Raw genomic sequence first — 25,405 nt, 5'->3', positions numbered from 1 at the left:
GCTTTGGGATGGAATATTCGTATCCTTCGGCGCAAAGACCTCATATGACGGCCCCTTGCCGCGTCGCTCCCTCGGGTGCACGGCTCACTCAATCACGTTGACATCCAGACAACCCTGCCTGGTACGGTTGGCGCTCAAAAGTTCGAAGGTTGCGCCCTTGGGGGAAGGAGCGTGCTGTGAATCGGCAGGTCATGGATCTGGCGAGACAACACAGAGGGGGAGGGCAGTCGCCGGCGGACGGGCGGGCACTGCAGATTCTCGTCGTCGAGAACGACGCCCTGGCCGCTGAAGGCCTGGCGCAGGAGCTGCGCAGACACGGATATCTGGCGAGCAGCGTGTCCACAGGTGCGGAGGCTTTGCAGGCCTACGGCGGTGTCGACATGGTCCTGCTGGACCTCGACCTCCCCGATCTGGACGGCCTGGAAGTGTGCCGCCGGATACGGGTGGCCGGCAATGTGCCGATCATTTCGATGACCGTGCGCGAAGCCGAACTCGATTGCGTTCTCGGGCTGCAGGCCGGCGCCGACGACTACATCGTCAAGCCTTATGGCTTGCGGGAGCTGCTCGCCCGGATGGAAGCGGTGTTGCGCCGCGTCCGGCCTCAGTCGTCAATGACCAAGATCATAACACACGGGCCGCTGCGAATCGACGCCGGTGCGCGCGAACTCCTGCTGGAGGGACGGCGGGTGGACCTCACCCCCAAGGAGTTCGACCTGCTGTACCAGCTCGCCTCGCAGCCGGGCACCACGCTCTCCCGCCGTCAATTGCTGAGCCAGGTGTGGGACGACGAGTGGTCGCACCGCGGCCGCACCATCGACACGCACGTCAGCAGTCTCCGGAGCAAGCTCGGATCGAGCCGTTGGATAGTGACGGTGCGCGGCGTCGGTTTTCGGATCGGACATGTGTGAATCAAGACATGTATGAACCAATAGGACTCCGGGCCCATGGGGACGCCGCATCGGTGGAAATATAGAGCAGGCAAGTTTGTATGTTTTCGAGCCTGAGATGTGAGGATCCGACGATGGCCCGACAGGAGCGAGGCATCAGGTCGAAACGCTCAATCCTGGAGGCCGCAGCCGCTGTGTTCGGCGAGCGCGGATACGACGCGGCGAGCACGAACGAGATCCTCGCCAGAGCCGGTCTCACCCGCGGTGCGCTGTATCACCACTTCCCCTCGAAGGAGTCGATCGCGGCAGCAGTGCTGGAGGCGCAGGGCGAGGCCTTGGTGGTGCCGGACCAGCCGGTGAAGCTGCAGGCCATCATCGACCTCACCCTGGCGTTCTCGGTCCGGCTGCAGACGGACATGGTGCTGCGGGCCAGTGTGCGGCTGGCCGTCGAACAGTCGTCCTTCTCGACCTCGGCACAGGCTCCCTACAACCAGTCGATCACTTTGGTGGAGGACCTCCTGCGGCAGGCCGAGAAGCAGGGCGAGCTGCTGCCGGGGGCCGATCTGGCGGAGGTCGCCTCGACGGTCGTCGCCGCTTTCACCGGCATGCAGGTGATGTCGGAGGCCTTCAGCGGCCGGCAGGACCTGCCCGCCCGGATCTCCACACTGTGGCGACTGCTCCTGCCCGGAATCGCCGCGCCGGGCATGCTGCCGCGTCTGCGTACCAGTTGTCCGCCCGAGCCGGAGAACCCGACGGGTGCTTCCGGCGAGGCGGCACCTGCATGACGGATGTGCCCGGGGTGCAGAGGCGGTCCGGGCCCGGAGTCACGAGGGAAGGAGAGCCGCCGTGTGCTCCTTTCCGACGGCCCGTTCGAACTGCTCGATGAGCGAGGCGATGCGCTCTTCGTCGCGCCGGTAGTGGGTCCACTTCCCGACGCGCGTGGAGCGCACGAGACCCGCACGTTCGAGCACCGCCATATAGGCGGAGACGGTGGACTGCGCGAGTCCCGTCCTGGCCTGGATGTGGCTGACGCAGACACCGACCGCGCGCGGATCCGTGACAGCGGGATCGACCGGGAAGTGCGCTTCCGGTTCACGCAGCCACTGAAGCACCTGGAACCGCACGGGGTTGGCGAGCGCCTTGAGGGGTTCGAGCAGGGCGGCGAGGTCGCCTGTCACGGGCAGGTCGTTTGTCGTCATGGGCCTTCCGGTGCTGGCGCGGAGCCGACTTGGTCACATCGACGATAATCGATGCGTTGTGCCTTCGCGAGTTGCGGGCGGTTCCCCCCGGCGTTGGCCGGAGGGGATTCGGTATCGGCATCACGAAACTCGGCAAACGGTCGACGCCGTGTTCAGTAGTCGCAAAAAGAATTTGGGGTCGAGAGCCCAGCGGGCTCTCGACCCCCTTTTTTTGTTTTGCCGAGGTTTGACCTCCGCGCCCTGTTGTGCAGCGTCTTTTAAGTTCTCTGACATTTCCTTGCAGAGGCTCACAGAGACTTGAAAGAAGCCTGTGGAGGCTTGAAGAAGCCTGTATCGGAATGTGTTGAATCGGGTTCGGGCGGGCGGAAATAATTCATTTCACACTCGCGAATGAGAATTCCCCGCGCCCAAAGACGAGCGTGTGATGTTGCCGCCCAGAAGACCCGAGAGGCGATGCTTGTGTCCCGCTCTCCGTCCCTTGCTCCTTCCTCCGTCCACCCCGCACCGGCCACTGCCGCACGACCCGCGCTCGTCGAGGACGTCCTCAGCACCAAGGACCGCACACGCGTGGCCGGGTTCTTCCCCGGTCTGGGCAGCCGGGCCTTCTACCGGGGTCTCGGCCGGCAGCTCCTCGACTCCGGCATCCCCGAGGTCACCGACATCTACCGCGAAGCCGCCCGTGCCCTCGGATTTCCGGCCCGTCCCGACCTGCTTCTCCTGGACCCCGAGAACCTTCCCGAGGGCAAGATGGAGCGCCAGGGCTTCATCGGGGCGTCCTTGCTGGTGCACAGCCTCGCCCTGGACGCCTACCTCCGCGACCGGATCGCGAGGAACGGCGTCCCGGTCGACTTCGTCGCCTACACCGGCGAGAGTTTCGGCGTCCTGACGGCCGCGGTGGCGAGCGGCTCCCTCTCCGTCTTCGACGGCGTCAAGATCGCCCAGGTCTTCACGCCGCTGATGCTCCAGGCCGCCGGCGCGCAGAGCACGGACGAGGCCTTCGCCCGCAGCGTCGCCTCCTATCTGGACGAGTCCGTCCGGCAGAAGCCCCTGGTCGGGGAGCCGTACCACGTGGTCGCCGTGAAGGCGCAGAACCCGGACGCCCTCGCGGTGGTCCTGGACGCGATGCGAGCGGCCTTCCCGCTCACGGACGTCGAGCTGCACAAGACCTACGCGCCGACGCAGGCGAACCTCTACGTCCGCTCCGGAGCCAAGCCCGAGTTCGACGCGTTCGCCGCTTCCTTCACGGACGCGACGACCTGGGAACTGAAGGAACCGACCGTCTTCCTCGCCCACTCCGCGCGGATGCGTCCCGCCCGGGAGGCCCTGGAGAAGTTCTTCGGCACCCACCGGATCCACTTCGACAGCCCCCGCGTCCCGGTGGTGTCGAACCACGACATGTCACTCCTGACCACCGCGTCCGCCGTCCGCGAAGGAGTCCTGGCCATGACGGACCGGGTCATGGCCTCTCGCGACACCTGCGAGAGCCTGAACGGCCTCGACGTGGACATGGTGATGGAGCTGGGGCTGGGGGCGAAGTCCGTCAGACTGCTGCAGGACAACGATGTGGCCACCCCCCTCATGGCCTACACGGGAAGCCATGAGGACACCGCCAGGTTCCTGTGCGCCGTCAACGTGGTGAGTGCCCTGATGTCCCGGCTGGAGCAGCTCTACAGCTCGGGGGAGGAGCTGACACGCGAGGACTACCACCTCCTGCACGAGCTGTTCCGCCTCGCCGCCGAGAACGACTTCTGCGACGACTACTTCTCCCGCACCCTCGGGCGCGTCATCACCGCGGAGATGGTGCGCCCCGGCCGGGAGGGGGCGCCCACGTTCTACCGGTTCCTGGAGATCTTCCAGCACACCCGCAGTCACCGTGAGCACATCGCCGTCGACCAGGGCGAACTCGTCATCAGGGCGAGGACGAAGAAGAGGATCACCGCGGGGGACTCCGCGCTGCTGGGCAAGGCCTACGTGGAACTCACCGTGCGGGACGCGGCCGGCGACATGCGCGCCCGGACACTGCACACCACACGTCCGGAGGTCGTCGTCTTCCACTTCGGCGGACCGTCCGACCACGACGACGAGGCGCCGGCCCGCAGGATCCGGACGCTGCTGGACACCGGGATCACGGCGCACGAGATCCGCGACCGGATGCTCGCAGGCCTGCACCCGGACGGTGACATCCACCCGGCGGGACAGCGCATCGTCTACCAGTACCTGCTGTTCAACGCCCTCGCCCAGCACCGGCCCGCCCTGCTCGCGCAGAGCGACCACTACCTCGCGGGCGCCGACGTCCCGGGCTGGCTGGCGGCCCTGGCCGTCTCCGGAGCCGTCTCCCTGGCCGACGCGGTCACCCTGAGCACCGAGCAGGCGCGCGGGGACGTGACGGAGCGGATCCTGAACGGCCTCACCGCCGCCGGGACCCCCCTCGTCTCCCCCGAGGGCGTGCCGATCCAGTCCCGCAAGGACCTGGAGGACGCCACCCGCGCGGTGCTCCGGGACGGTGCCCTCGACACCGGGGTACGGCTGATCCATCTCAACGGCAACTGCCAGATCGTCGCCCTCGGCTCGGAGCCGGCCGCCACCGACGTCGACACCGGACCGTACGCCACCCATGTCGTCGCCGTCACCGAGCCGGCCGAGGTCTGGAAGAAGCGTGCCAACCTCGCCCTCGACGAGTTCGAGTACGCCTGTGTCCTCGCCCTGACCGAGGAGAACGAACGCGTCCTGGCCAACGCACGCAGCCGCCGGGTCCTCTCCAGCACGGTCTACGCCTACATCAACAGCTACGAGACGATCGTCGGCTTCGGTCAGGGCGGAAGCGAGTCCATGACCGTCTTCGTCCAGAAGGAGGGCGAGGAGCACGTCACGGTCCGCAAGGTCCTGAGCGAGTCACTGACGACCGCGCGCTGGAACCCGGAGGGGGCCGGCGTGATGCTCCCGCCGTTCACCAAGGCGAGGAAGCAGGCCGAGTTCCTGCTGTCCCTGCCCGAACCGGTGCGCGGCTACTTCCCCGAGGTCTTCTCCGTCCTGGAGCGAGAGGCCCCCGTCCCGTCCCATCTGCGGTCCGGCGACCGCACGGTCGACCGGGAAGTCATCTACGAGATGAGCTACGTCGCGGGCGAGGAAGTCAGCCGATACGTCGAGAAGCACACCCCGCCGCCCGCCGTGGTGGCCCGGCTCTACGAGCAGATCATCCGGGTGCTGAACAACGAGGTGCACAGCATCGGCCGCGTGCCGGCACCGGGCGAGACGCTCAACACCTCGTACTTCAGGAAGATCGAGGACCGCCTGGATCTGTGCCGCCGTACGGCACCGCACACCTTCGGCGCGCATCTCCTCGACACCGAGCGGATCCTCGTCGACGGCGTCTCCTACCTGAACCACTCCGCTCTGCTGAAGAGGTTCCGTGAGACGCCGGAGTTCGCGGCGGTCCTCGAACCGGCCTTCCACTCCCTCGTCATGGGCGACACGAACACCGAGAACATCAAGATCACCGACAGTGAGCCGCTGCGGCACGCCCAGCGACTGATCGAAGCCGGGGCACCGCAGGAGGACATCGACGCGGCACTGGCGGCCATCACCCCCGCCGCGCTGGGGATCAGGTTCCTCGACCCCCGGGCCATCGGCTTCAAGAGCGACGGCAGGGACACCCGCGACGACGCGATGTACGACAACAAGCCGTGGCACAACTCCATCGGCCACTACGACGAGATCCACTTCGAGCAGTTCACGATGAGCGTCGACGTCGGCGAGGGCAGGATCCCCAGCGTCGACATCGCGTTCCTGAACGGCAACCCGTACCAGAAGGCGTACCGGGTACGGGACGTGATCGCGCGTGGCGGCAGCGTCGACACCGAGGCGCCCCAGGGCATGGAGGACCACTTCGCCCCCGTCATGACAGCCGCGCTGGGGCTGGACGACCCCGCGTCGCCCTACCTGCGGGACGACCCGTACTGGCTGATCCGGTTCGTGTTCATGATGGGCCAGCACTTCACGGCGATGCCCCCCTTCCATTTCCAGAAGGAACTGGACGGCACCTTCGTGGACACCTACCGGACCCAGCGCCGCCCGGTCGCCATCTACTGCGAGGGCATCAAGTGGCTGAACTGGGCCCTGCAGATGCTGGAAGGAAGCAGGACCGAGTTCCTGGGCCTCGCGGTGCCGCGGCCGCCTTATCTGAACGGCTGAGGACACGCCTTCCGGGAGGGCCCCCGCTCGTACGGCCCGACCGGTCCCGGACCGGCTCTCCCCTCGGCCTCAACTCTCTTGCAGGGAGCCCCCTACGGCGTGGGCTCCCACCCGTACGACCGTCCCCGGAGGAATGAATTCATGAACCCCGTCCCGCGCTCGCTTCCCATCTCCGGGCTGAGCGACATGTCCAATGAATCGCGGATGATCGCGACCCCGTGGAGCCGGATGCTCCGCGGTATCGGCCTCGGCCAGTACCCCATCGCCTATGACCCGGCTGTCGCCGGACACATCCGCGACACCTTCGACAACCTGGCGAAGAAGGTGGCGCCGTCCGACGGCTACACCCTGTTCTGCCGCGAAATGGCGGACTTCACGCTGAAGGCCGCCGATCCCGGCCGCGACCGCGCCTGGATGGAACCGGCCGTCGGGCCGCTGCTGGAAGCCGTCCGAGCCGTGCCCAACCCCTACTATCGGGCCACGGCCGGCAGCATTCTCATGGACGCCTTCGCCAAGCTCGAACTCGACCTGTCGCTGCTGGTCAACGACGATGTGGACTTCCCCGCCGAAGTGCTCGGCATGCTCGACGAGATCGCTCCGGACCAGATCCCGGACGACAACCAGGGGCGGCACGGAGAGTACGAGCGGGTGTCCGCCTGCTGCACGGTCTTCCTCGCCATGGGACAGCTGGGTCTGCGGGACCGCCTGGTCACCGCTGAGCGGAACCACATCATCGAGGCGCTGAACCTGCTGGAGCACTTCCCCATCCCCTACTTCTGCGGGCGAGTGGGCGGAATGCTGATGTCCGTGATCGCGCTGCTCGGCTACACCGAGTACATCTTCGACGGCGACCGCGACTACATGGCGGAGGTCCTCGAGTACCTGACGCGGGCCGACGAGGTGGGGAACTGGCCGGCCTTCCCCAACCCCATGCCGATCCCGTGGCTGAAGGTCTACCCGCTGCTGACGATGCTCAACGCCGTCGCCATGTGCGGCAGGGCGGAGCATCTGACACGGCCGATCGACGCCCTGGCCGAGGCCAGGAACCTGATGGGCCGGATCCCCTGGACCACCCGCGTCCACATGTCGCAGTACTACGTCATGGCCTTGCACAACCTGGGGCGCCTGAAGGAGGAGCTGCCCGACCTGGACACCTTCATGGAGGACGTCGCGGCGGTCCTGGACATCGTCGACCCCGGCGAGAACTTCTCACCCAGGGGCAACGCCTATCCCTACATCATCGAGCTGTCGATGATGACCGGCCGGATGGATCTGATTCCGGACGAGGCGCTGGTGCGCATGGCCGACTCGTTCCCCGATCTGGACCGCACCGGCGACTGGGAGAACCGCATCGACGACAACCGGGCGAACCGCGCGTTCCCGGTCAGCTACGTACTCAACATTCTCGGAGAGATCGGTGCCGCGGAGCTGATGTTCGCTCCCCGGGACCGCTACGACGGCAGCTCGGCCATCGCCTGGTTCGTCGACAACCTGTCCGAAGACGCCGAGGAAGAGGGCGATCGGATCTCGATGATCGACCATGCCCTGGTCAGCTACGCCCTGCGGATGCGCGGTGCCGACGCGGGGGAGACCGAGCTGTTCGAGAAGTTCGTGTTCCCCTTCTCGGCGTGAACTCGCAGTTCCACCAAGGGCTGTGACTGAGCCTCGCGCCGCAGGCGCAGGTGGCTCAGCCGGCTGACGCGGTGCCGTTCGCGGCGGTCGCCCCCGTCCCGCCCCTCCTGGATGGAGGGATGGGACGGGGGTCCTTTTTGTTGTCCAGGCGGCGGTTCTCCGACGGCGGCGAGGCGTCCATCGGCGTGAGCGCGGCGGGGACGGTGGAGCGCGAGCGAGCACGGGCAGGCGTGGAAGCTCTCGAAGGCGTGCGCAGAGGCGTGCGCGGTCCAGGCGGCGGGGACGCCGGCCACCCCGAGGAGGGACGCGGGCCGGTTCGGGGACGACCCGGCCGAGGACCCCGGTGGTGCGTTCGAGGAAGACCGCCGATCCGCCGGTGGTGGCGCATGCCAGGTGGAGGCCGACCAGCAGGGCCCGGACCGGGACGCGGCGCCTTCGCCCGGGGCTCGTGGCATCGGGCGGCCGTGCCCGCGCCCGCGACGAACACGACGGCCCCCCCGCCGGCCGCACATCGTCTCTCCCCCCGGCACCTGCGCGGCCCCGCCTGCGGTCGGGATCGCCTCGGCCGACAGCGCGTGGAGGATCCGGGCATCCGGGCCCTCCGGAGAGCTCCGGGTTCCTCTTGTTCATCCGCGTACCGGACCGCGGCGCGCGACGGCCACCGGTGGAAGGTGATCACCGGTGGCGCGGACCGTTCGTCGGGGGAACGGCTGGTCGTGCGGGTTCGGGCCGGGCCCGGCATACCCGTGCCGGGACGCGGTGCGTCCCGGCGTCGAGTACCTGGAGGTTCGTACTGCCCTCCGTGTCACTGAGTTGCTGCGTTACTGCGCGGTCGCCCGGTCGCTGCGCAGGAACAGGGCGCTGGTGAGGAGACCGAGGAGCACGATGGCGGCGTTCACCCCGATCGCGACCTTCAGACCGCCGAGCATGGCCGAGGTTCCGGTGCCGACCATGGCAGCGGTGACGACGGCGCTCATGATCGGCGTGCCCATCGTGATGCCGACCTGCTGGGTCATGGTGGCGAGGCCGGTGGCCAGGCCCTGCTCGTGGTCGGCGAGCCCCGAGGTGGCGGTGACCATGAAGCCCACGATGACGAGCATGTTGCCGACACCGCCGATGAAGCTGGCGACCAGCATCAGCCACATCCACGAGCGGTCGTCGCCGAGGCCGAGCAGGGCCGCGGTGAACACGGTCTGCAGGATGCCGCCCACGATCAGCGTCTGCTTGCTGCCGATCTTCCCGATGACCTTCGGGGCCGTGATGCCGCCGGTGACCGTTCCCAGGCCGAGAACGCCGAAGGACAGGCCGGCGGTGAGCGCGGAGAAGCCGAGGACGTCCTGCAGGTAGAGGGTCAGCGGGAAGACCAGGGAGCACTCCGTGAGGAACGCGATCAGACCGGCGACGTTGCCCCAGGCCACCGACCGCTTGCGCAGCACACTGAGCGGCACCAGCGGAGCGGACACCTTGCTCTCGACGGCGTAGAACACCACCAGCAGCACCACGCCCGCCGCCAGCGACAGCAGGGTCTCCGCCGAGCCCCAGCCCTTCTCGCCGGCCTGGGTGAGCCCGAAGATGATGGCCAGCAGGCCGAGCGTGACGCAGATGGCGCCGGGCAGGTCCAGCTTGGGGCGCTCGTCGGGCCGGGACTCCTTGATCACCGTCGGGGCGATGAACAGCACGGCGATGGCGACGGGCACGTTGATGAAGAACGCCCAGCGCCACGACAGCAGGTCGGTCAGCACGCCGCCGAGGATGGCGCCGGTGGTGAATCCGCTGGACATCAGTGCCCCGTTGAGGCCGAGCGCCTTCTGGCGCAGCGGGCCCTCCGGGAACGAGGTGGTCATCAGCGACAGCGCGGCAGGGGTCACGGCCGCGGTGGCCAGTCCCTGGAAGACGCGGGCCGTGATCAGCATCTCCGGGTTCTGCGCCAGCCCGCCCATGAGCGAGGCCGCGCCCAGGACGACGAGGCCGCCGAGGAACAGCCGGCGGCGGCCGAACAGGTCCGCGACCCGGCCGAAGAGCAGGGTGAAGCCCGCCGCGCACAGCGCGAACGAGGTGGCGATCCACTGCAGGTGCGCCAGCGAGAAGCCGAGGTCCCCACCGATCACGGGCAGCGCCACGTTCAGGATGGCGAAGTCCACGGCCAGCATGAACTGCGTTGCGAGCAGCAGTACCAGCACCAGCCGGAGCCGGGGGGTGAGCACGGCTGGTGCCGTGTCGACGGCAGAGCCGGACGCGGTACCGGTCGCCTCCGTATCAGTGACAGACATGACGTCGAGTCCCTTTCCTCATCGTTCCTGACACGCGGCGCGCTCGGTCGCGTCACACGCGGTTGAGGAAAAGGCTCGTCGGCGTCCGGATTCCCAGCCAGAACCCTGCCTTGCACAGCCAGTGCGAGGGTAGTCATCGAAGGACCACCCTTACGGCTCCCGGCCGGCGGTACCGGCAGGCATCATGGGAGGTCAGCGGCCACGGCCCGGCGCACTTTGCCGGTCTGTGCGAGGGTAGTCATCACAGCACCCCCCTTATCGCTCCCGCCCTCCGGGACCGGCGTGCATGATGGGCAGTCAGGGGCCACAGCCCGTCGCACTCCGCCGACCTGGAGGCATGAATGGACGCGTCGTCCGAGCTGGGAGACTTCCTCAAGTCGCGCCGCGCCGCGCTGCGGCCGGAGGAAGTCGGCATCACCCCGCACCCGACCCGCCGCCGCGTCACCGGGCTGCGCCGCGAGGAGCTGGCGACGCTCGCCAACGTCAGCATCACCCACTACACCCGCCTCGAACAGGGCCGTGCCACCAGCGTCTCCGACGGCTTGCTGGAGGCGATCGCGCGCACCCTGCGCCTCACCGAGGACGAGACGGCCCACCTGAAGGCCCTCGCCCGCCCCGTCACCGCGTCGTCCCGCCCCGCCCCGCCCCGGGTGGCGCACGCCAGCGCCTCGGCCCGGCAGTTGCTGCAGGCCATGACCGACGTACCGGCCATCGTCATGGACCGGCGCAACGACGTCCTCGCATGGAACCGGCTGGGCCACGCGCTGCTCGCCGGACACCTGGCGCCCGAGAGCCCTGACACACCCGCCACCCGCCCCAACCTGACCCGGATGCTCTTCCTGGACGAGGCGTACAAGGCGTTGTACGCGAACTGGGACGACCAGGCACAACTCGCCGTGGCTTCGCTGCGTTTGATCGCCGGCCGTCACCCCGACGACCGCTCCCTGGCCGAGCTTGTCGGGCAACTCACCATGAACTGTGACGAGTTCGCCTCCCGTTGGGCCCGGCACCCGGTGCGCACCTGCACCTCGGGAGTGAAGCACCTGCGCCACCCGCTGGTCGGCGCGATGGAACTCAGCTTCGAGAACCTCGTCATCCCCGGCACCTCGGGCCAGCGACTGATCGCCTACACGGCCGAGCCCGGCTCGCCGTCGGAGGCGGCGCTGCGGCTCCTGGGCAGCGCGACGGCTCCGGTGGCACAGGACGCGGCGGCGGCACGGCGCCGCATCACCGCACCGGCGGTACGGTGATGCCGGCCCTGCTCGGGCGCTGAGCCGCACCGGCGGGCAGGGACTCCATCGGGCGCCCGGTGCGGGCGAGACGCCTGCGGGCGCAGCGCAGTTGCAGCGCAGTCGACGGGCGGGAACCACCTGCTTCTCGATCGGGGCGGCCGTGCCGGACCCGCCGTCCGGGCGATCGGCCGGCGGGTCCGGCGGTGCTCGATCGAACGGCGTTCGCCCTCAGTGGGCAGCGGGCAGCGGCGCATCGCGAGGCGAGATGTCCCGGGTTCCCGGCCGTCGGCGGCGTCAGCCGACCGTGGGCGTGAGAGCCGCCGCGGTGAGCGTGACGGACTTCGAGACCGCCTCCAGCGCCGCTGCCCTCTCCTCGTCGGTCAGGTGGGCCGGTCCATAGGTGACCACCGGGTCGAGGATCTGGTAGCCGACGAACTCCAGCATCCCGCGGTGGATGTGGTACAGGAAGTCGTCCACCGCGCCGAAGGCACCGCCGGGCCGGAACGCCTCGGTGGAGCCGCCCGTCGTGAACAGCAGCATCGCGCGCTTGCCGGCGAGTGCGGCGTCGCCGAAGAACCCGTGGTCCCCGCCGAAGAGGGCGCCCATCACGAAGACCCGGTCGATCCACCCCTTGAGGATGGCCGGCAGCGAGAACCACCACAGAGGGAACGACAGCACCAGAAGATCGGCGGCCAGCAACCGGTCGAGCTGGTCCTTGACGGCCGCGTCGAGCGTGCCGTCCTGGACCGCGCGCATCTGCTCCGCCTGCGGCTTGAACGAGCCTTCCACCGGGGCGAACTCCTCGCGGGCGAGGACCGGGGCCCAGGCGTCGGCGTAGAGGTCGAGGATGTCGACCTTGTAGCCGGCGTCACGGAGGGCCTGGGCGGCGACGGTCATCTGGGCGGTGCTGAACGACTGGGGCTCGGGATGGGCGTGAACGATCAGGGCGGTGGGAGCGGCATCGAAGGTCGGCATGCCAAGATCATATCGACGTACCGCGATACGTCAATCCGTGAGGGCGGAGGGTTACGGGGCTCTCCACAGGCGCTTACTTGTCCACAGGGTGTGACGCGTTTCGGCCACCGGTTGTACCGTCTGCACGAGTTGATGTTCGAGCTGATCCGCGTGCGAGTGCGCGTGTGGTGTCTTCGGGGGAGGCGGTCGCGGTGACCGAGAGCGGTGCGGGAGTGGCGGAATCGGCCGAGCAGGCGGCGGCACCCCGGCTGCCCCGGATGCGCGGGTTCGCCGAGTGGCCGCCCCAGGGCTCGCCCAAGGAGGAGGGCAAGGCACTGCGGGCGAGCGTGCCGCGCAGCGCACACCGCACCCTCGACCTGGACGGCGCCCGCCCGGACGCGGTCACCGCGGTCGAGGAGTCCAACGCCGGCCGCATCCCCGAACTGACGCCGATACGCGTGGGCCGGATGGCTGCCACACCGTTCGCCTTCCTGCGCGGCTCGGCCGGACTCATGGCCCACGACCTGGCGCGCACCCCCATGACCCGGATCGGCGCCCAGATATGCGGCGACGCGCACGCGGCCAACTTCGGCCTGTACGGCGACGCCCGCGGCGGCCTGGTCATCGACCTCAACGACTTCGACGAGACCGTGCACGGCCCCTGGGAGTGGGACCTGAAGCGGCTCGCCGCCTCGCTGGTGCTGGCCGGGCGCGAGGCGGGCGCCGACGAGGACACCTGCCGCAAGGCGGCCAACGACGCGGCAGGCGCCTACCGGCGCACCATGCGGCTGCTGGCCAAGCTGTCGGTGCTGGACGCCTGGAACGCCATCGCGGACGAGGAACTGGTCTCCCACACCGACGCCCACGACCTGCTCGGCACCCTGGAGCGCGTCTCCGAGAAGGCACGGGCCAACACCAGCGGCCGGTTCGCGGCGAAGTCGACCGAGGAGGTGGCCGACGGCGGACGCCGCTTCGTCGACGCACCGCCGGTGCTGCGCCGGATCCCGGACGCCGAGGCGGCCGCGGTGGCCATGGCCCTGGAGCCGTACGTGGCGACGCTCTCCGAGGACCGGCTCCCCCTGCTGGCCCGGCACGCGGTGCACGACGTCGCCTTCCGGGTCGTCGGCACCGGCAGCGTGGGCACCCGGTCGTACGTGGTGCTCCTGCTGGACCACCGTGGGCAGCCGCTGGTGCTCCAGGTGAAGGAGGCCCGCCCGTCCGCACTGGTCGCGCACCTGGCCACGGCGGGCTTCGAGGCGGCGCCGGTGGAGCACGAGGGACGCCGGGTGGTGCTCGGCCAGAAGCGGATGCAGGTGGTCAGCGACATCCTGCTCGGCTGGACGACGGTCGACGGTCGGCCCTACCAGGTGCGCCAGTTCCGCAACCGCAAGGGCAGTGTCGACCCGGCCGCGCTCGCCGCCGACCAGGTCGACGACTACGGCCGGATGACCGGCGCCCTGCTGGCCCGCGCCCACGCCCACAGTGCCGACCCGCGCCTGATCGCCGGCTACTGCGGCAAGAACGAGGAGCTGGACGAGGCGATGGCCGACTTCGCCGTCGCCTACGCCGACCGTACCGAGGCGGACCACGCCGAACTGCTGGCGGCGGTGCGGTCGGGGCGGATCGCGGCCGAGACCGGCGTGTGACGGCGGGGACGGGGAAGGGGAGGGCCGAGGTGGTGGTGAGGTGAGGTACGTCGAGCTGACCGACGACGAGGACGGGTACCCGGGGTTCATCGACCCCCGGCCCTACCTCGACCGGCTGCCCGCACTCGCGGCCGAACTGCCGCCGGGCGCCCGCGCGTTCGCCACCGACCCCGGGCACTACGACTTCGGCGGCAAGCGCTGCGTGAAGGACCTCCGGCCCGAGCGGGTGCGCCGCACCCGGGACGGGGACGTCGAGATCCGCTTCCGGCACAACTGCTTCAAGCACGACGAGGACCTCCTCGTCCGCTACACCGGAGTCTCCCGCTTCCAGTCGGACGTCCTGGGCGTCTGCGACCCCGCCTCCCTCGGCGACGTGATCCTCGACGAAATCCTGCCGCACCCCGGCGGCTGCACCCACGAGCTGGCCTGCCGGCCCGGCACGCTCGTGGTCGCCTGCCGGGACCTGGAGGCCGAGTGGGTGCCGGCCGACTGCCCGGACGCGCCACCGGCAGGCTGAGCCGGGGCGTCTACGGCGACGGGTTTCGGCCGTGGCCTACGCTGGTCGGGTGACGACCCCGGAAGCTGAGCAGTCCCAGGCACCGCGGCCCGAGGAACGGCTGGAACAGGCCGTGCGGGCCGCCGAGCAGGCGTTGATCGAGTACGAGATCGCCGTGGAGACGTACCGCGTCGAGGTTGAGAACTTCTCCCGGCTGCACGAACAGAGGCTCGGCCCGCTCTACTCCCGCATCGAGGAGCTGGACGCGCTGATCGCCGAGGCGAAGGCCGCCCGCACCGGCGACCCCGAGGACATCCGCCGGGCCGAGGAGGCCCGCGCCCAGGTGATGCCCATCCCCGGCGTCGAGGAACTGCTGCACGGCTGGATGGACGGCAACGGCCTGTTCCCGGAGGCCGCCGCCATGCTCACCGGCCAGGCGGTGCGGCCCCCCGAGCGGGTGCGGCCCAGCGAAGAGGCCCGCAAGCTCTACCGCGACCTCGCCCGCAAGGCCCACCCCGACCTCGCCCAGGAGGAAGCGGAGCGCCAGCGGCGCGAGGAGTTCATCACCCGCGTCAACGCCGCCTACGCCCGCGGCGACGAGATCCTCCTCGCCGAACTGGCCGCGGAGTGGGCGGCGGGCCCCGTGCCGCCGGAGCGGCGCCCCAGCCCCGCCGAGGAGCTGTACGCCCGCCTGGAGTGGCTCACCCAGCGCAAGGAGATGCTCACGCTGATCGCCCGCGAGCTCGAGGACGGCGCGATCGCCGGCATGCTGCGCCTGGCCCCCGACGACCCCGACGCCCTCCTCGAAGAGATCGCCACCCGCCTCCGCGCCGACATCGAGCAGCGGGAGTCCACGCTGGCGGGCCTGCAGGGGCAGGAGTGAACCCCGGCGGCGGTCGGGTAGCGTCGGGGACATGAGTTTTGGAGCTGCGGTGCCCACGGTCGAGGTCACGGACCTCAAGGACGACGACTTCCTGCTGGACGTCCGCGAGGACGAGGAGTGGGAGGCGGGCCACGCCGCGGGGGCGCTGCACATCCCCATGAGCGAGTTCGTCGCCCGCTACGGAGAGCTGACCGAGGCCGCCCCGCAGGACGGCCGCGTCCACGTGATCTGCCGCTCCGGCGGCCGCTCCGCCCAGGTCGCGATGTACCTGGGCCAGCAGGGCGTCGACGCCGTGAACGTGGCCGGCGGCATGCAGGTCTGGGAGGCCATGGGCCGCCCGGTGGTCACCGACGCCGGGGCACCCGGCGTGGTCGTCTGACCTTCTCGGCGGGCGCTGTCAGCTGAGCTGGTGGGCCGCCAGCAGGTCCCCGAGCGTCTCCTCGTACGCCGCCGCCGGGCCCAGCGCCAGCTCCAGCTGCTTGGCCCAGGCGTGGTACCGGTGCAGCGGGTAGTCGGTGTCCGCGCCGAACCCGCCGTGCAGGTGCTGCGCCGTCTGCACCACGCGGCGCACGCCCTCGGCCGCCCAGATCTTCGCCACGGCGACGTCTCCGGCGGCGGGCAGTGCCCCTGGTGCTCCCGAGGCGATCCGCCAGGCCGCCTGCCACAGGGTGGCCTCCATGGCGCGCAGATCGATGTACCGGTCGGCGGCCTGGACGGCGACCGCCTGGAAGGTCGCGATCGGATGGCCGAACTGTTCCCGCTTGCCGGTGTACTCCCCGGTCATCCTCAGCACGCGCTCGCCCAGACCGAGGGCCAGGGCACAGGTGCCGGTGGCCAGCAGCGCGTGCAGCCACTCCCAGGCACCGTCGGCCTCGATGACGTCACCCGCCCCGACCCGCACGGACCGCAGCCGCAGCTCGGCCAGCCGCTCCCCGCTGGTGGAGAACTGCTCCGCGAGCACCAGCCCGTCCTGCGTGCACGGCACCACCGCGAGCACGGTCCGGTCGGCGTCGGTGTGCGCCGGCACGAGGGCCAGGTCCGCGTCGTACGCCCACGGCACCGCCGTCTGCACCCCGTCCAGCACCCAGTCCGGCCCGTCGCGCCGCGCGGTGACGGCGAGCCCCGCCGGATCATGTCCGGTGCGGCCGTGCGCGGCGACGGTCAGTACCAGCTCACCACGTCCCGCCCGGGCCAGCAGCCGCTCTCCCAACTCCTTGGCTCCGTAGGCCTGTACGACCGCGGCGGCTGCGCTGTGCTCCAGGAGCGGCACCCGGGCGAGCACCCCGGCGGACTCGCGCAGCACCAGGCACAGCGCGATGGCGTCGAGCCCTGCCCCGCCGTACCGCTCGTCCAGCAGCAGGCCGGTCAGGTCCGCGCCGGCCAGCCGGGACCATAGCGCCCGGTCGAAGCCCTCGGCCACGGCGCCGGTGGTGAGCGCCGGACTGGGCACCGCGTCCGGCACCACCCCGGCGAACACCCCCCGCGCCGCCTCGGCCGCCGCCAACTGCTCCTCGCTGAAGGTGAAGTCCACGGCCTGTCCTCCCGGCGGATCCGGTCATCTGACGGTTCGTCCGACGCATTCGCCTGACGGGTCGTCAAGATAGAACAGGTTCTAGAAGAAGGGAACGGGGAGGGAGCCGCCTCCGGGGCACGCCTCAGCGGTCGAAGTCCAGCTCCACCTTCTCCGTGACCGGATGCGACTGGCAGGCCAGCACATATCCGGCGTCCGTCTCCTCCGCCTCCAGCGCGAAGTTGCGGTCCATGCGTACCTCGCCCGAGACCAGGAACGCCCGGCAGGTTCCGCACACCCCGCCCTTGCAGGCGTAGGGCGCGTCGGACCGGTTGCGCAGCACCGTCTCAAGCAGGGACTCGCCGTCCTGGACCGGCCAGGTGCCGCCGCGTCCGTCGAGCCGGGCGGTGACGGTGCTGTGCGCGGGTACCGGCACACCGGCCGCCGGGGCCGCCCCCGCGTCCACGTGGAAGATCTCCTGGTGGATGCGGGCCCGGTCCACGCCCAGCTCGCGCAGCGCCTTCTCAGCTCCCTCGACCAGCCCGAACGGCCCGCACAGGAACCATCCGGCCACCCGGTCCACCGGCAGCAGTGCCGGCAGCAGCCCCGCCAGCCGCTCCCGGTCGAGCCGGCCGGAGGGCAGGCCGGCCTGCTGCTCCTCGCGGGAGAGCACGGTCACCAGCTGCAGCCGCTCCGGATAGCGGTCCTTCAGATCGGCGGCCTCCTCCAGGAACATCGTCGACGCGGCCGTGCGGTCACTGCGGATCAGGCAGAACCGGGCCTCGGGCTCACGCGCCAGCAGCGTGGAGACGATCGACAGCACGGGGGTGATGCCGCTGCCGCCGACGATCGCCGCGTACAGGCCCGGTGCCGGTTCGAGGGTGAAGCGTCCGGCCGGGGTCATCACCTCCAGCTCGTCGCCGACGTTCACCTCCTTGAGCGCGTACGTCGAGAACGCGCCGCCCTCGACCAGCCGCACGCCCACCCGCAGCGTGGCCGGGCCCTCGCCGGCCGGGTCGGGAGCCGGGGAGCAGATCGAGTACGTCCGCCGTATCTCGACGCCGTCCTCACACCGCCGCAGGGCGAGGTGCTGGCCCGGTGCGTGCCGGTACTCCTCGCGCAGCTCGGGCGGGACGGTGAGGGTGAGCGCGACGGAGTCGTCGGTGAGCCGGTCGACCGCGGCCACCGGGAGCGGGTGGAAGCGTGCCATCACAGCTCCTTGAAGTGGTCGAACGGTTCACGGCAGGACAGGCAGCGGCGCAGCGCCTTGCAGGCGGTGGAGGAGAACCGGCTCAGCAGCTCGGTCTCCGCGGATCCGCAGTGCGGGCAGCGCACCGGGTCGGTGTCCTCGGTGAGGGTGCGGGTCGCGCCCAGGGTCAGCGTCACCGGTCCGGAGTCATGGCGCACGCGCGGGGGAGCGATGCCGAACTCCTGGAGTTTGCGGCGGCCTTCGGAGGTGATGTCGTCGGTCGACCAGGCGGGGGTGAGCACCGTGCGGACGGTGACGTCGCGCACGCCATGGGCGCGCAGCACCCGCTCGATGTCCACGCTCATCGCCTCGACGGCGGGGCAGCCGGTGTAGGTCGGGGTCAGGTCGACCTCGACCGAGTCCGGGCCGCTGATGTGCACCGCGCGCAGCACGCCCAGCTCCTGGAGCGTGAGCACGGGCAGCTCGGGGTCGGGCACCGAGCCGGCCAGCTCCAGCAGCTCCGCCTCCACAGCGGTGGCGATCACCATGACGCCCCCGGGTGGCTGCGGTGCAGGTGCTGCATCTCGGCGAGCATCCGCCCGAACGACTCGGTGTGCAGGCCCTGCCGGCCGGCGCCCGCCGCCCATGCTCCGGTGCGCGGCCCCTCGGGGACGGTCAGGGTGGCCCGGCCGAGGACGTCCGTCATGGACCGGAGCCACTGGGCCTCCATGCCCGCCCAGTCGGCGTCCAGGCCGTCCACCGGCTGGAACATCTCCCCGGTGAACCGCCACAGCGCCTCGCAGGCCCGCTGCATCCGCTCCCGGCTCGTCTCGGTGCCGTCGCCGAGCCGCAGCGTCCACAGCTCGGCGTGGTCGCGGTGGTAGGCGACCTCCTTGACAGCCTTCGCGGCCAGCGGTGCGAAGGGGCCGTCGGTCGCGGCCAGTTCGGTGTAGAGCAGCTGCTGGTAGGTGGAGAAGTACAGCTGGCGGGCGATGGTGTGCGCGAAGTCGCCGTTGGGCTGCTCGACCAGCTGGAGGTTGCGGAAGGAACGCTCCTCGCGCAGGTAGGCCAGCTCGTCCTCGTCGCCGGCCGTCGAGAGCAGCACACGGGCCTGGCCGAGCAGGTCGAGGGCGATGTTGGCGAGGGCGACCTCCTCCTCCAGGACGGGGGCGTGCCCGGCCCACTCCCCCAGGCGGTGGGAGAGCACCAGGGCGTCGTCGCCGAGGGCGAGGGCGGCGGTCGCGGTGACGGTCGCGGTCACAGGTGCTTCACCCCTTCCGGGATCTCGTAGAAGGTCGGGTGCCGGTACGGCTTGTCCGCGGCCGGCTCGAAGAACGGGTCCTTCTCGTCGGGCGAGGACGCGGTGACGGCGGCCGCCGGGACGACCCAGATCGAGACGCCCTCGCCGCGCCGGGTGTACAGGTCGCGGGCGTTGCGCAGGGCCAGCTCCGCGTCCGGTGCGTGCAGGCTGCCGGCGTGGGTGTGGGAGAGGCCGCGCCTGGAGCGCACGAAGACCTCCCACAGGGGCCAGTCGGTGTTGGTCATGCCTGCTTCGCTCCCGTCTCACCAGTGTGCTTGGCCGCGTAGGCGGCGGCCGCTTCCCTTACCCACGCGCCCTCGGCGTGGGCGTTTCTGCGCTGGGTGATCCGCTGCTCGTTGCAGGGGCCGTTGCCCTTGAGGACGTCCCAGAACTCGGTCCAGTCGATCGCGCCGAAGTCGTGGTGCCCCCGCTCCTCGTTCCACCGCAGGTCCGGGTCGGGGAGGGTCAGGCCCAGGGATTCGGCCTGTGGGACACAGATGTCGACGAAGCGCTGGCGCAGCTCGTCGTTCGAGTGGCGCTTGATCTTCCACTCCATGGACTGCGCGGAGTGCTGCGACTCGTCGTCGGGCGGGCCGAACATCATCAGCGAGGGCCACCACCAGCGGTCCACCGCGTCCTGCGCCATCGCGTGCTGCTCCTCGGTGCCCTTGCTGAGGGCCAGCAGCAGCTCGTACCCCTGGCGCTGGTGGAAGGACTCCTCCTTGCAGATCCGCACCATGGCGCGCGCGTACGGGCCGTAGGAGCAGCGGCACAGGGGGACCTGGTTGGTGATCGCGGCGCCGTCCACCAGCCAGCCGATCGCACCGACGTCGGCCCAGGTCAGGGTGGGGTAGTTGAAGATCGAGGAGTACTTCTGGCGGCCGCTGTGCAACTTGTCGAGCAGCTCGTCACGGCCGGTGCCGAGGGTCTCGGCCGCGCTGTACAGGTACAGGCCGTGGCCGGCCTCGTCCTGGACCTTGGCCATCAGGATCGCCTTGCGGCGCAGGCTGGGCGCGCGGGTGATCCAGTTGGCCTCCGGCTGCATGCCGATGATCTCGGAGTGCGCGTGCTGGGCGATCTGCCTGACCAGAGTCGCGCGGTAGGCCTCGGGCATCCAGTCGCGGGGCTCGATGCGCTCGTCGGCGGCCACGGCCGCGTCGAAGGCGCGCTCGAACTCCGCCGTGTCGCCGGCGGTGGTCCGTGCGCCGTCCGCGTCCGTGCGGTGCGCGGCTGCTGTGGCCATGCCTTCCCCCTGACCTCGGGCTTTCCTGGAACATGTCCCGACCGATCGTTCGGTCCGTGCGCAATCAATGGTGTGCCGGGCCGCTGCGGGTGTCAACCGCTGTGGAAAACCTTGCGCGCCACCTGTGGATAACCGCGGGTCGGCGGCACGGCGTGGCGAGAGCCACTGAACCGGCCCGTACCTGGGGCTGCGCCGGACGGCCGGTGCTGAGTACCGTTCCGTGCGAGTGCCGAGGAGTGGCGCTCGGGAAGAGCGCGGCGCCTGTGGCGGTGCCGCGACGGCCGAGTGGAAGCGGGGGACGGGGCGGAATGGACGCGTACGACGAGGACTCGCAGGCCCTGCGCGGGCCCGACGGGTCGACCGGGGCGCGTCGCCCACCGGACCCGGAACAGCACGGGGATCCCGCGCCGGGGGCCTCCGGCGACCCCGACGGCCCGCCGGCTCCCGACTCTCCGGCCCCGGCGCCGCGCACCGGCGTCGCCGCCCTCTCCCCCGGCTACCAGGTCGGCGCCGCCGTGGCGCTCGCGATCGTGGCCGTCGCCGCCTGTGTGCATCTCGGCATGGTGTTCCTGAGCCTCGCGCCGGCGAACACGGTGACCAAGCAGCACGGCAAGGCGATAGAGGAGTGGGTGTACCCGGAGTTCGAGCAGAACTGGAAGCTGTTCGCCCCGAACCCGCTGCAGCAGAACATCTCCGTCCAGGTGCGCGCCGAGGTGCGCATGAAGGACGGCAGCCTGCGCACCACCGGCTGGACCGACCTCTCCGCCCAGGACGGCGCCGCCATCGACGGCAGCCTGGTGCCCAGCCACACCGAGCAGAACGAGCTGCGCCGCGGCTGGGACTTCTTCGTCGCCACGCACGGCACCGACAACCGGCCCGTGGGCATGCGCGGCGCGCTCTCCGAGCAGTACGTGCGCCGGATCGTGGTGATGCGCATGTACCGGACCGACCCGATCAGCAGGGAGGGCGTCATCCAGCGCGTGCAGGTCCGCTCCAGCACCACCAATGTGCAGCCGCCGAAGTGGAGCCGCGAGAAGATCTCCGACAAGCCCTTCTACCGGCTGCTGCCGTGGTGGACCGTGACCCCCGACGAGGCCGCCGGAGGTGTGCGGTGAACCGCCTCTCCCTGACGCTCTCGCGCGGCATCGCCCGCGTCACCGAGTCGGCGCTCGGCCCGTACCAGAGCGCCGTCATCCGCATCGGCTTCGCCGCGACCTGGCTGCTGTTCCTGCTGCGCGAGTTCCCCCACCGCCAGGAGCTGTACGGTCCCGACGGCCCTTGGGGCTGGGACCTCGCCCAGCAGCTGATCTCCGACAACCACGCCTTCACGGCCCTGATGTGGTCCGACGGACAGGCCTGGTTCGAGACCTTCTATCTGCTGGCGATCCTCGCCGGCGCGGCCCTGCTGCTGGGCTGGCGCACCCGGACCGCCTCCGTGCTGTTCATGGTCGGTGTGCTGTCGCTGCAGAACCGCAGCGTCTTCGTCGGTGACGGCGGCGACAACGTCCTGCACCTGATGTCCATCTACCTGGTCTTCACGCGCTGCGCCCAGGTGTGGTCGCTGGACGCGCGCCGGGCGGCCCGCGACGAGGCGGCACTCGCGCGTGGTGAGCAGGTCCGCCCCGACCGTGTGGGACCCGTGCTGTGGGCGGTCCTCGGGCTCGCGCTCAGCGGTGTGACGCTGGCCGGCCGGTTCGACAGCGGCCTGCTGGTGCCCGCGCTGCTGTGGACGGCGTGGGTGGGGCTCGGCCTGTGGTGGGCGATACGGCGCTGGGCGAGGTCGCAGCAGCCGCGGATCCTGCTGGACGTCATCGCCAACATCCTGCACAACGGTGCCCTCGCCGTGATCATGGCGGAGGCCTGCCTGATCTACGCCACCGCCGGCTGGTACAAGATCCAGGGCTCCCGCTGGCAGGACGGCACCGCCGTCTACTACCCGCTCCACCTGGACTACTTCTCGCCCTGGCCGGGTCTTGCCGACCTGATGTCCTCCAGCGGCACGATGATGATGATCGTGGCCTACGGGACGGTCATGGTGCAGGTCGCCTTCCCGTTCACGCTGTTCAACCGGCGGGTCAAGAACGTCCTGCTGGTGCTGATGATGGCCGAGCACGCCGTGATCGCGGTCGTCCTCGGCCTGCCGTTCTTCTCGCTGGCGATGATCACCGCGGACGCGGTCTTCCTGCCGACGTCCTTCCTGCTGCTCCTCGGCGGCTGGGTGGCCCGGGCGTGGGGCCGGCTGGGGCGCCGCGGCGCCGGTGGCGACCCCACGCTGCCGACGCAGCGCAGCTCGGAGGACAGCACGCCGGGACGCGTAGGGTTCACGGCATGACCGACCCCGTGACCCGGTGGCGCGAGCGCGCCGACGGCGCCGTGCTGCTCGACGGCTTCCACGCCCTCAAGCACGCGCTGCGCTTCGGCGCGGAGGTGCCGGTCGCGGTCACCACCGACCGGCGGGCGGCGCTCGACCTCGCCGGGGAACTGGCCGGGGACGTCCGGGACGCGCTGGACGCGCTCCTGACGGAGGTGCCGCAGGAGACGTACGCCTCGCTCGTGCCGCGCCCCCATCCGACGGGCGTGGCCGCCCTGGCCGTACGGCCGCCCCGCGAGGCCAGTCTGCGGGCGCTCGCCCACACGCCCCGCACCGCGCCGATCGTGGTCCTCGACAACCCGCGCAACCTCGGCAACGCCGGGGCCGTGATCCGGCTGGCCGCCGGTTTCGGGGCGACCGGAGTGGTCACCACGGGCACCCTCGACCCCTGGCACCCCACCGTGGTGCGCGGCGGGGCGGGGCTGCACTTCGCGACGGCCGTGGAGCGGCTCGAGGTGGAGGAGCTGCCCGCCGGGCCGCTGTTCGCCCTGGACCCCGAGGGTGACGACATCCGGGGCACCAAGCTTCCGGACGACGCCGTGCTCGCCTTCGGGTCGGAGCGCAGCGGTCTGTCGGCCGAGCTGCGCGCGCGTGCCGACCACCTGCTGGCGCTGCCGATGCGCCCCCAGGTCTCCAGCTACAACCTGGCCACCAGCGTGGCCATGACGCTGTACCACTGGAGTGCGACCGGGGGCACACCCACGGCTTCCTAGACCTCCCGGCGGACCTCCACCACCCGGAAGCGGTTGGCCACGAACGCGCCGTCGGTGAGGGCCGCGTTCGCCGCCGGGTTTCCGCCCGAGCCGTGGAAGTCGGAGAAGGCGGCCGTCTGGTTCACGTACACCCCGCCGATCAGGTTGAAGGACAGCTGGGCGGCCTCCTCCAGGCAGACCTCCTCGATGGCCTGCGCGACGTCCTGGTCGGTGGTGTAGGCGCCGACCGTCATGGCGCCCTTGTCGCGGACCGTGCGGCGCAGCAGCTCGACCGCGTCGGTCGCCGAGTCGACCGCGACGGTGAAGGAGACGGGGCCGAAGCACTCGTTCATGTAGGCGGCCTCGTCGTCCGGCTTGGCGCCGTCCAGCTTGACGATCACCGGGGTGCGGACGACCGCGTCCGGGAACTCCGGGTTGCTGATCTCGCGCGAGGCCAGGGCGACCTCACCGAGGCCGGCCGCCGCCTCCAGGCGGGCCTTGACGTCCGGATTGACGATCGCGCCGAGCAGGGCGTTGGCGCGGGCGTCGTCGCCGAGCAGGCCGTCGACCGCGCGGGCCAGGTCGGCGGTCACCTCGTCGAAGGTCTTGGGGCCCTCGTCGGTGCGGATGCCGTCGCGCGGGACGAGCAGGTTCTGCGGGGTGGTGCACATCTGGCCGCTGTAGAGGGACAGCGAGAAGGCCAGGTTGGACAGCATGCCCTTGTAGTTGTCGGTCGACTCCACGACGACCGTGTTGACGCCGGCCTTCTCCGTGTAGACCTGCGCCTGGCGGGCGTTGGCCTCCAGCCAGTCGCCGAAGGACGTCGAGCCGGTGTAGTCGATGATCCGGATCTCGGGGCGGGTGGCGAGCGTCTTGGCGATGCCCTCGCCGGGGCGCTCGGCGGCGAGCGCGACCAGGTTCGGGTCGAAGCCCGCCTCGGTGAGGACCTGCCGGGCGACCTGCACGGTCAGCGCGAGCGGCAGCACCGCGCGCGGGTGGGGCTTGACCAGGACCGCGTTGCCGGTCGCCAGGGAGGCGAACAGGCCCGGGTAGCCGTTCCAGGTCGGGAAGGTGTTGCAGCCGATGACCAGGCCGATGCCGCGCGGGACCGGCGTGAACTGCTTGGTCAGCGCCAGCGGGTCGCGCTTGCCCTGCGGCTTGGTCCACTCGGCCGTCTCGGGGGTGCGGACCTGCTCCACGTATGCGTAGGCCACCGCTTCCAGGCCGCGGTCCTGGGCGTGCGGACCGCCCGCCTGGAACGCCATCATGTAGGCCTGTCCACTGGTGTGCATGACCGCGTGCGCGAACTCGTGCGTCCGGTCGCTGATCCGCTTCAGGATCTCCAGGCAGACCACCGCGCGGGTCTCCGCGCCCGCGTCCCGCCAGGCGCGCTGTCCGGCCTTCATCGCGGGCAGCAGCACGTCGACGTCCGCGTGCGGGTAGGTCACGCCCAGCTCGACGCCGTACGGCGAGAGCTCGCCGCCGACCCAGTCGTCGGTGCCGGGCTGGCCGAGGTCGATGCGGTTGCCGAGGAGGGCGTCGAAGGCGGCCTTGCCCGCCGCCGCGTCCAGGCTGCCGTGCTCGCCGTAGGCCTTCGGATGCTCGGGATGCGGGGACCAGTACGCGCGCGTGCGGATCGCTTCCAGGGCCTGGTCGAGAGTGGGCCGGTGCTTCGCGATCAACTCGTGCGCGGTCAGTTCGGCGGCCATG

Annotated in this window: 22 protein-coding genes; 12 read left to right on the top strand and 10 right to left on the bottom strand. The window is 70.6% G+C overall.

Annotated elements, in window-relative coordinates; all coding sequences use genetic code 11:
- Positions 1-176: 176 nt before the first annotated feature.
- Entirely contained in the window at positions 177-908 is a 732-nt protein-coding gene (locus tag AC07DS_RS08625; RefSeq protein ID WP_479143750.1) for a response regulator transcription factor, read from the top strand.
- A gap of 113 nt (positions 909-1,021) precedes the next feature.
- Entirely contained in the window at positions 1,022-1,672 is a 651-nt protein-coding gene (locus AC07DS_RS08620) for a ScbR family autoregulator-binding transcription factor (RefSeq protein WP_479143749.1), read from the top strand.
- Positions 1,673-1,711: 39 nt separating this feature from the next.
- On the opposite strand, the gene AC07DS_RS08615 is transcribed toward AC07DS_RS08620, so the two are convergent.
- Entirely contained in the window at positions 1,712-2,086 is a 375-nt protein-coding gene (locus AC07DS_RS08615; RefSeq protein WP_145879062.1) for an ArsR/SmtB family transcription factor, read from the bottom strand.
- 459 nt (positions 2,087-2,545) lie between these two features.
- Here AC07DS_RS08615 and AC07DS_RS08610 point away from each other — a divergent pair, with 459 nt between their 5' ends.
- A complete protein-coding gene (locus AC07DS_RS08610; RefSeq protein ID WP_479143748.1) occupies positions 2,546-6,277 on the top strand; it encodes an ACP S-malonyltransferase in 3,732 nt (1,243 codons plus the stop codon).
- A 141-nt stretch (positions 6,278-6,418) separates the two neighbouring features.
- Entirely contained in the window at positions 6,419-7,909 is a 1,491-nt protein-coding gene (locus AC07DS_RS08605) for a hypothetical protein (RefSeq protein ID WP_479143747.1), read from the top strand.
- Positions 7,910-8,730: 821 nt separating this feature from the next.
- On the opposite strand, the gene AC07DS_RS08600 is transcribed toward AC07DS_RS08605, so the two are convergent.
- The gene (locus AC07DS_RS08600) at positions 8,731-10,179 is read right to left on the bottom strand and encodes an MFS transporter (protein WP_479143746.1); all 1,449 of its coding nucleotides are present in this window, start codon (positions 10,177-10,179) and stop codon (positions 8,731-8,733) included.
- A gap of 341 nt (positions 10,180-10,520) precedes the next feature.
- Between AC07DS_RS08600 and AC07DS_RS08595 the strand changes: the two genes are divergently transcribed.
- A complete protein-coding gene (locus AC07DS_RS08595; protein WP_479143745.1) occupies positions 10,521-11,429 on the top strand; it encodes a helix-turn-helix transcriptional regulator in 909 nt (302 codons plus the stop codon).
- Between the two features lie 276 nt (positions 11,430-11,705).
- Here AC07DS_RS08595 and AC07DS_RS08590 read toward each other — a convergent pair whose 3' ends face one another.
- Positions 11,706-12,386, bottom strand: a complete 681-nt coding sequence (locus AC07DS_RS08590; protein ID WP_479143744.1) for an NAD(P)H-dependent oxidoreductase — start codon at positions 12,384-12,386, stop codon at positions 11,706-11,708.
- Between the two features lie 191 nt (positions 12,387-12,577).
- On the opposite strand from AC07DS_RS08590, the gene AC07DS_RS08585 reads away from it, so the two are divergent.
- Genes AC07DS_RS08585 through AC07DS_RS08570 form a run of 4 tightly spaced genes read left to right on the top strand, consistent with a single transcriptional unit; the run spans position 12,578 to position 15,769 of the window.
- The gene (locus AC07DS_RS08585; RefSeq protein ID WP_479143743.1) at positions 12,578-14,011 is read left to right on the top strand and encodes a DUF2252 domain-containing protein; all 1,434 of its coding nucleotides are present in this window, start codon (positions 12,578-12,580) and stop codon (positions 14,009-14,011) included.
- 40 nt (positions 14,012-14,051) lie between these two features.
- Positions 14,052-14,528 carry a hypothetical protein gene (locus AC07DS_RS08580; RefSeq protein ID WP_145879064.1) on the top strand — a complete coding sequence of 159 codons (477 nt, stop codon included), beginning with the start codon at positions 14,052-14,054 and terminating at the stop codon, positions 14,526-14,528.
- Between the two features lie 49 nt (positions 14,529-14,577).
- Entirely contained in the window at positions 14,578-15,390 is an 813-nt protein-coding gene (locus AC07DS_RS08575; RefSeq protein ID WP_479143742.1) for a hypothetical protein, read from the top strand.
- Between the two features lie 49 nt (positions 15,391-15,439).
- Positions 15,440-15,769, top strand: a complete 330-nt coding sequence (locus AC07DS_RS08570) for a rhodanese-like domain-containing protein (RefSeq protein ID WP_479143930.1) — start codon at positions 15,440-15,442, stop codon at positions 15,767-15,769.
- An 18-nt stretch (positions 15,770-15,787) separates the two neighbouring features.
- On the opposite strand, the gene AC07DS_RS08565 is transcribed toward AC07DS_RS08570, so the two are convergent.
- The 6 genes from AC07DS_RS08565 to paaA form a co-directional block, all read right to left on the bottom strand.
- Positions 15,788-16,921 (bottom strand): acyl-CoA dehydrogenase family protein, encoded by a 1,134-nt coding sequence (locus AC07DS_RS08565; RefSeq protein ID WP_479143741.1) that lies wholly within the window; start codon positions 16,919-16,921, stop codon positions 15,788-15,790.
- Positions 16,922-17,045: 124 nt separating this feature from the next.
- Entirely contained in the window at positions 17,046-18,110 is a 1,065-nt protein-coding gene (locus AC07DS_RS08560) for a 2Fe-2S iron-sulfur cluster-binding protein (RefSeq protein ID WP_479143740.1), read from the bottom strand.
- Complete coding sequence (gene paaD, locus AC07DS_RS08555) at positions 18,110-18,637, bottom strand: 1,2-phenylacetyl-CoA epoxidase subunit PaaD (RefSeq protein WP_479143739.1); 528 nt, start codon at positions 18,635-18,637, stop codon at positions 18,110-18,112. Before paaD ends, AC07DS_RS08560 begins: the two co-directional genes overlap by 1 nt.
- On the bottom strand, positions 18,631-19,350 hold the full coding sequence (gene paaC, locus AC07DS_RS08550; RefSeq protein WP_479143738.1) for a 1,2-phenylacetyl-CoA epoxidase subunit PaaC: 720 nt from the start codon (positions 19,348-19,350) through the stop codon (positions 18,631-18,633). Before paaC ends, paaD begins: the two co-directional genes overlap by 7 nt.
- Positions 19,347-19,634 (bottom strand): 1,2-phenylacetyl-CoA epoxidase subunit PaaB, encoded by a 288-nt coding sequence (gene paaB, locus AC07DS_RS08545; protein WP_145879076.1) that lies wholly within the window; start codon positions 19,632-19,634, stop codon positions 19,347-19,349. Before paaB ends, paaC begins: the two co-directional genes overlap by 4 nt.
- Complete coding sequence (gene paaA / locus AC07DS_RS08540) at positions 19,631-20,632, bottom strand: 1,2-phenylacetyl-CoA epoxidase subunit PaaA (protein ID WP_479143737.1); 1,002 nt, start codon at positions 20,630-20,632, stop codon at positions 19,631-19,633. The genes paaB and paaA overlap by 4 nt, the downstream gene beginning before the upstream one ends.
- Before the next feature lie 308 nt (positions 20,633-20,940).
- Between paaA and AC07DS_RS08535 the strand changes: the two genes are divergently transcribed.
- The 3 genes from AC07DS_RS08535 to AC07DS_RS08525 are packed head-to-tail and all read left to right on the top strand — an operon-like array spanning position 20,941 to position 23,716.
- Positions 20,941-21,747 (top strand): DUF5819 family protein, encoded by an 807-nt coding sequence (locus AC07DS_RS08535; RefSeq protein WP_479143736.1) that lies wholly within the window; start codon positions 20,941-20,943, stop codon positions 21,745-21,747.
- Positions 21,744-22,964 carry an HTTM domain-containing protein gene (locus tag AC07DS_RS08530; protein ID WP_479143735.1) on the top strand — a complete coding sequence of 407 codons (1,221 nt, stop codon included), beginning with the start codon at positions 21,744-21,746 and terminating at the stop codon, positions 22,962-22,964. The genes AC07DS_RS08535 and AC07DS_RS08530 overlap by 4 nt, the downstream gene beginning before the upstream one ends.
- Positions 22,961-23,716: a TrmH family RNA methyltransferase gene (locus tag AC07DS_RS08525; protein WP_479143734.1), complete on the top strand. Its 756-nt coding sequence runs from the start codon at positions 22,961-22,963 to the stop codon at positions 23,714-23,716. Before AC07DS_RS08530 ends, AC07DS_RS08525 begins: the two co-directional genes overlap by 4 nt.
- Here the strand turns inward: AC07DS_RS08525 and paaN are convergent.
- Positions 23,713-25,404 carry a phenylacetic acid degradation protein PaaN gene (paaN, locus tag AC07DS_RS08520; RefSeq protein WP_479143733.1) on the bottom strand — a complete coding sequence of 564 codons (1,692 nt, stop codon included), beginning with the start codon at positions 25,402-25,404 and terminating at the stop codon, positions 23,713-23,715. The genes AC07DS_RS08525 and paaN overlap by 4 nt on opposite strands.
- Between the last annotated feature and the right edge of the window lies 1 nt (position 25,405).

Source organism: Streptomyces sp. NPDC044064 (assembly GCF_056434245.1).
The sequence above is the reverse complement of the archived record's forward strand: the minus strand, read 5'-3'. Positions and strand labels throughout refer to the sequence as shown.

Coding starts and splice junctions, on each gene's coding strand:
- AC07DS_RS08620 (WP_479143749.1), top strand. CDS start 1,022: ATGGCCCGACAGGAGCGAGGCATCAGGTCGAAACGCTCAATCCTGGAG.
- AC07DS_RS08615 (WP_145879062.1), bottom strand. CDS start 2,086: ATGACGACAAACGACCTGCCCGTGACAGGCGACCTCGCCGCCCTGCTC.
- AC07DS_RS08605 (WP_479143747.1), top strand. CDS start 6,419: ATGAACCCCGTCCCGCGCTCGCTTCCCATCTCCGGGCTGAGCGACATG.
- AC07DS_RS08600 (WP_479143746.1), bottom strand. CDS start 10,179: ATGTCTGTCACTGATACGGAGGCGACCGGTACCGCGTCCGGCTCTGCC.
- AC07DS_RS08595 (WP_479143745.1), top strand. CDS start 10,521: ATGGACGCGTCGTCCGAGCTGGGAGACTTCCTCAAGTCGCGCCGCGCC.
- AC07DS_RS08590 (WP_479143744.1), bottom strand. CDS start 12,386: ATGCCGACCTTCGATGCCGCTCCCACCGCCCTGATCGTTCACGCCCAT.
- AC07DS_RS08560 (WP_479143740.1), bottom strand. CDS start 18,110: ATGGCACGCTTCCACCCGCTCCCGGTGGCCGCGGTCGACCGGCTCACC.
- paaD (WP_479143739.1), bottom strand. CDS start 18,637: ATGGTGATCGCCACCGCTGTGGAGGCGGAGCTGCTGGAGCTGGCCGGC.
- paaB (WP_145879076.1), bottom strand. CDS start 19,634: ATGACCAACACCGACTGGCCCCTGTGGGAGGTCTTCGTGCGCTCCAGG.
- paaA (WP_479143737.1), bottom strand. CDS start 20,632: ATGGCCACAGCAGCCGCGCACCGCACGGACGCGGACGGCGCACGGACC.
- AC07DS_RS08535 (WP_479143736.1), top strand. CDS start 20,941: ATGGACGCGTACGACGAGGACTCGCAGGCCCTGCGCGGGCCCGACGGG.
- AC07DS_RS08525 (WP_479143734.1), top strand. CDS start 22,961: ATGACCGACCCCGTGACCCGGTGGCGCGAGCGCGCCGACGGCGCCGTG.
- paaN (WP_479143733.1), bottom strand. CDS start 25,404: ATGGCCGCCGAACTGACCGCGCACGAGTTGATCGCGAAGCACCGGCCC.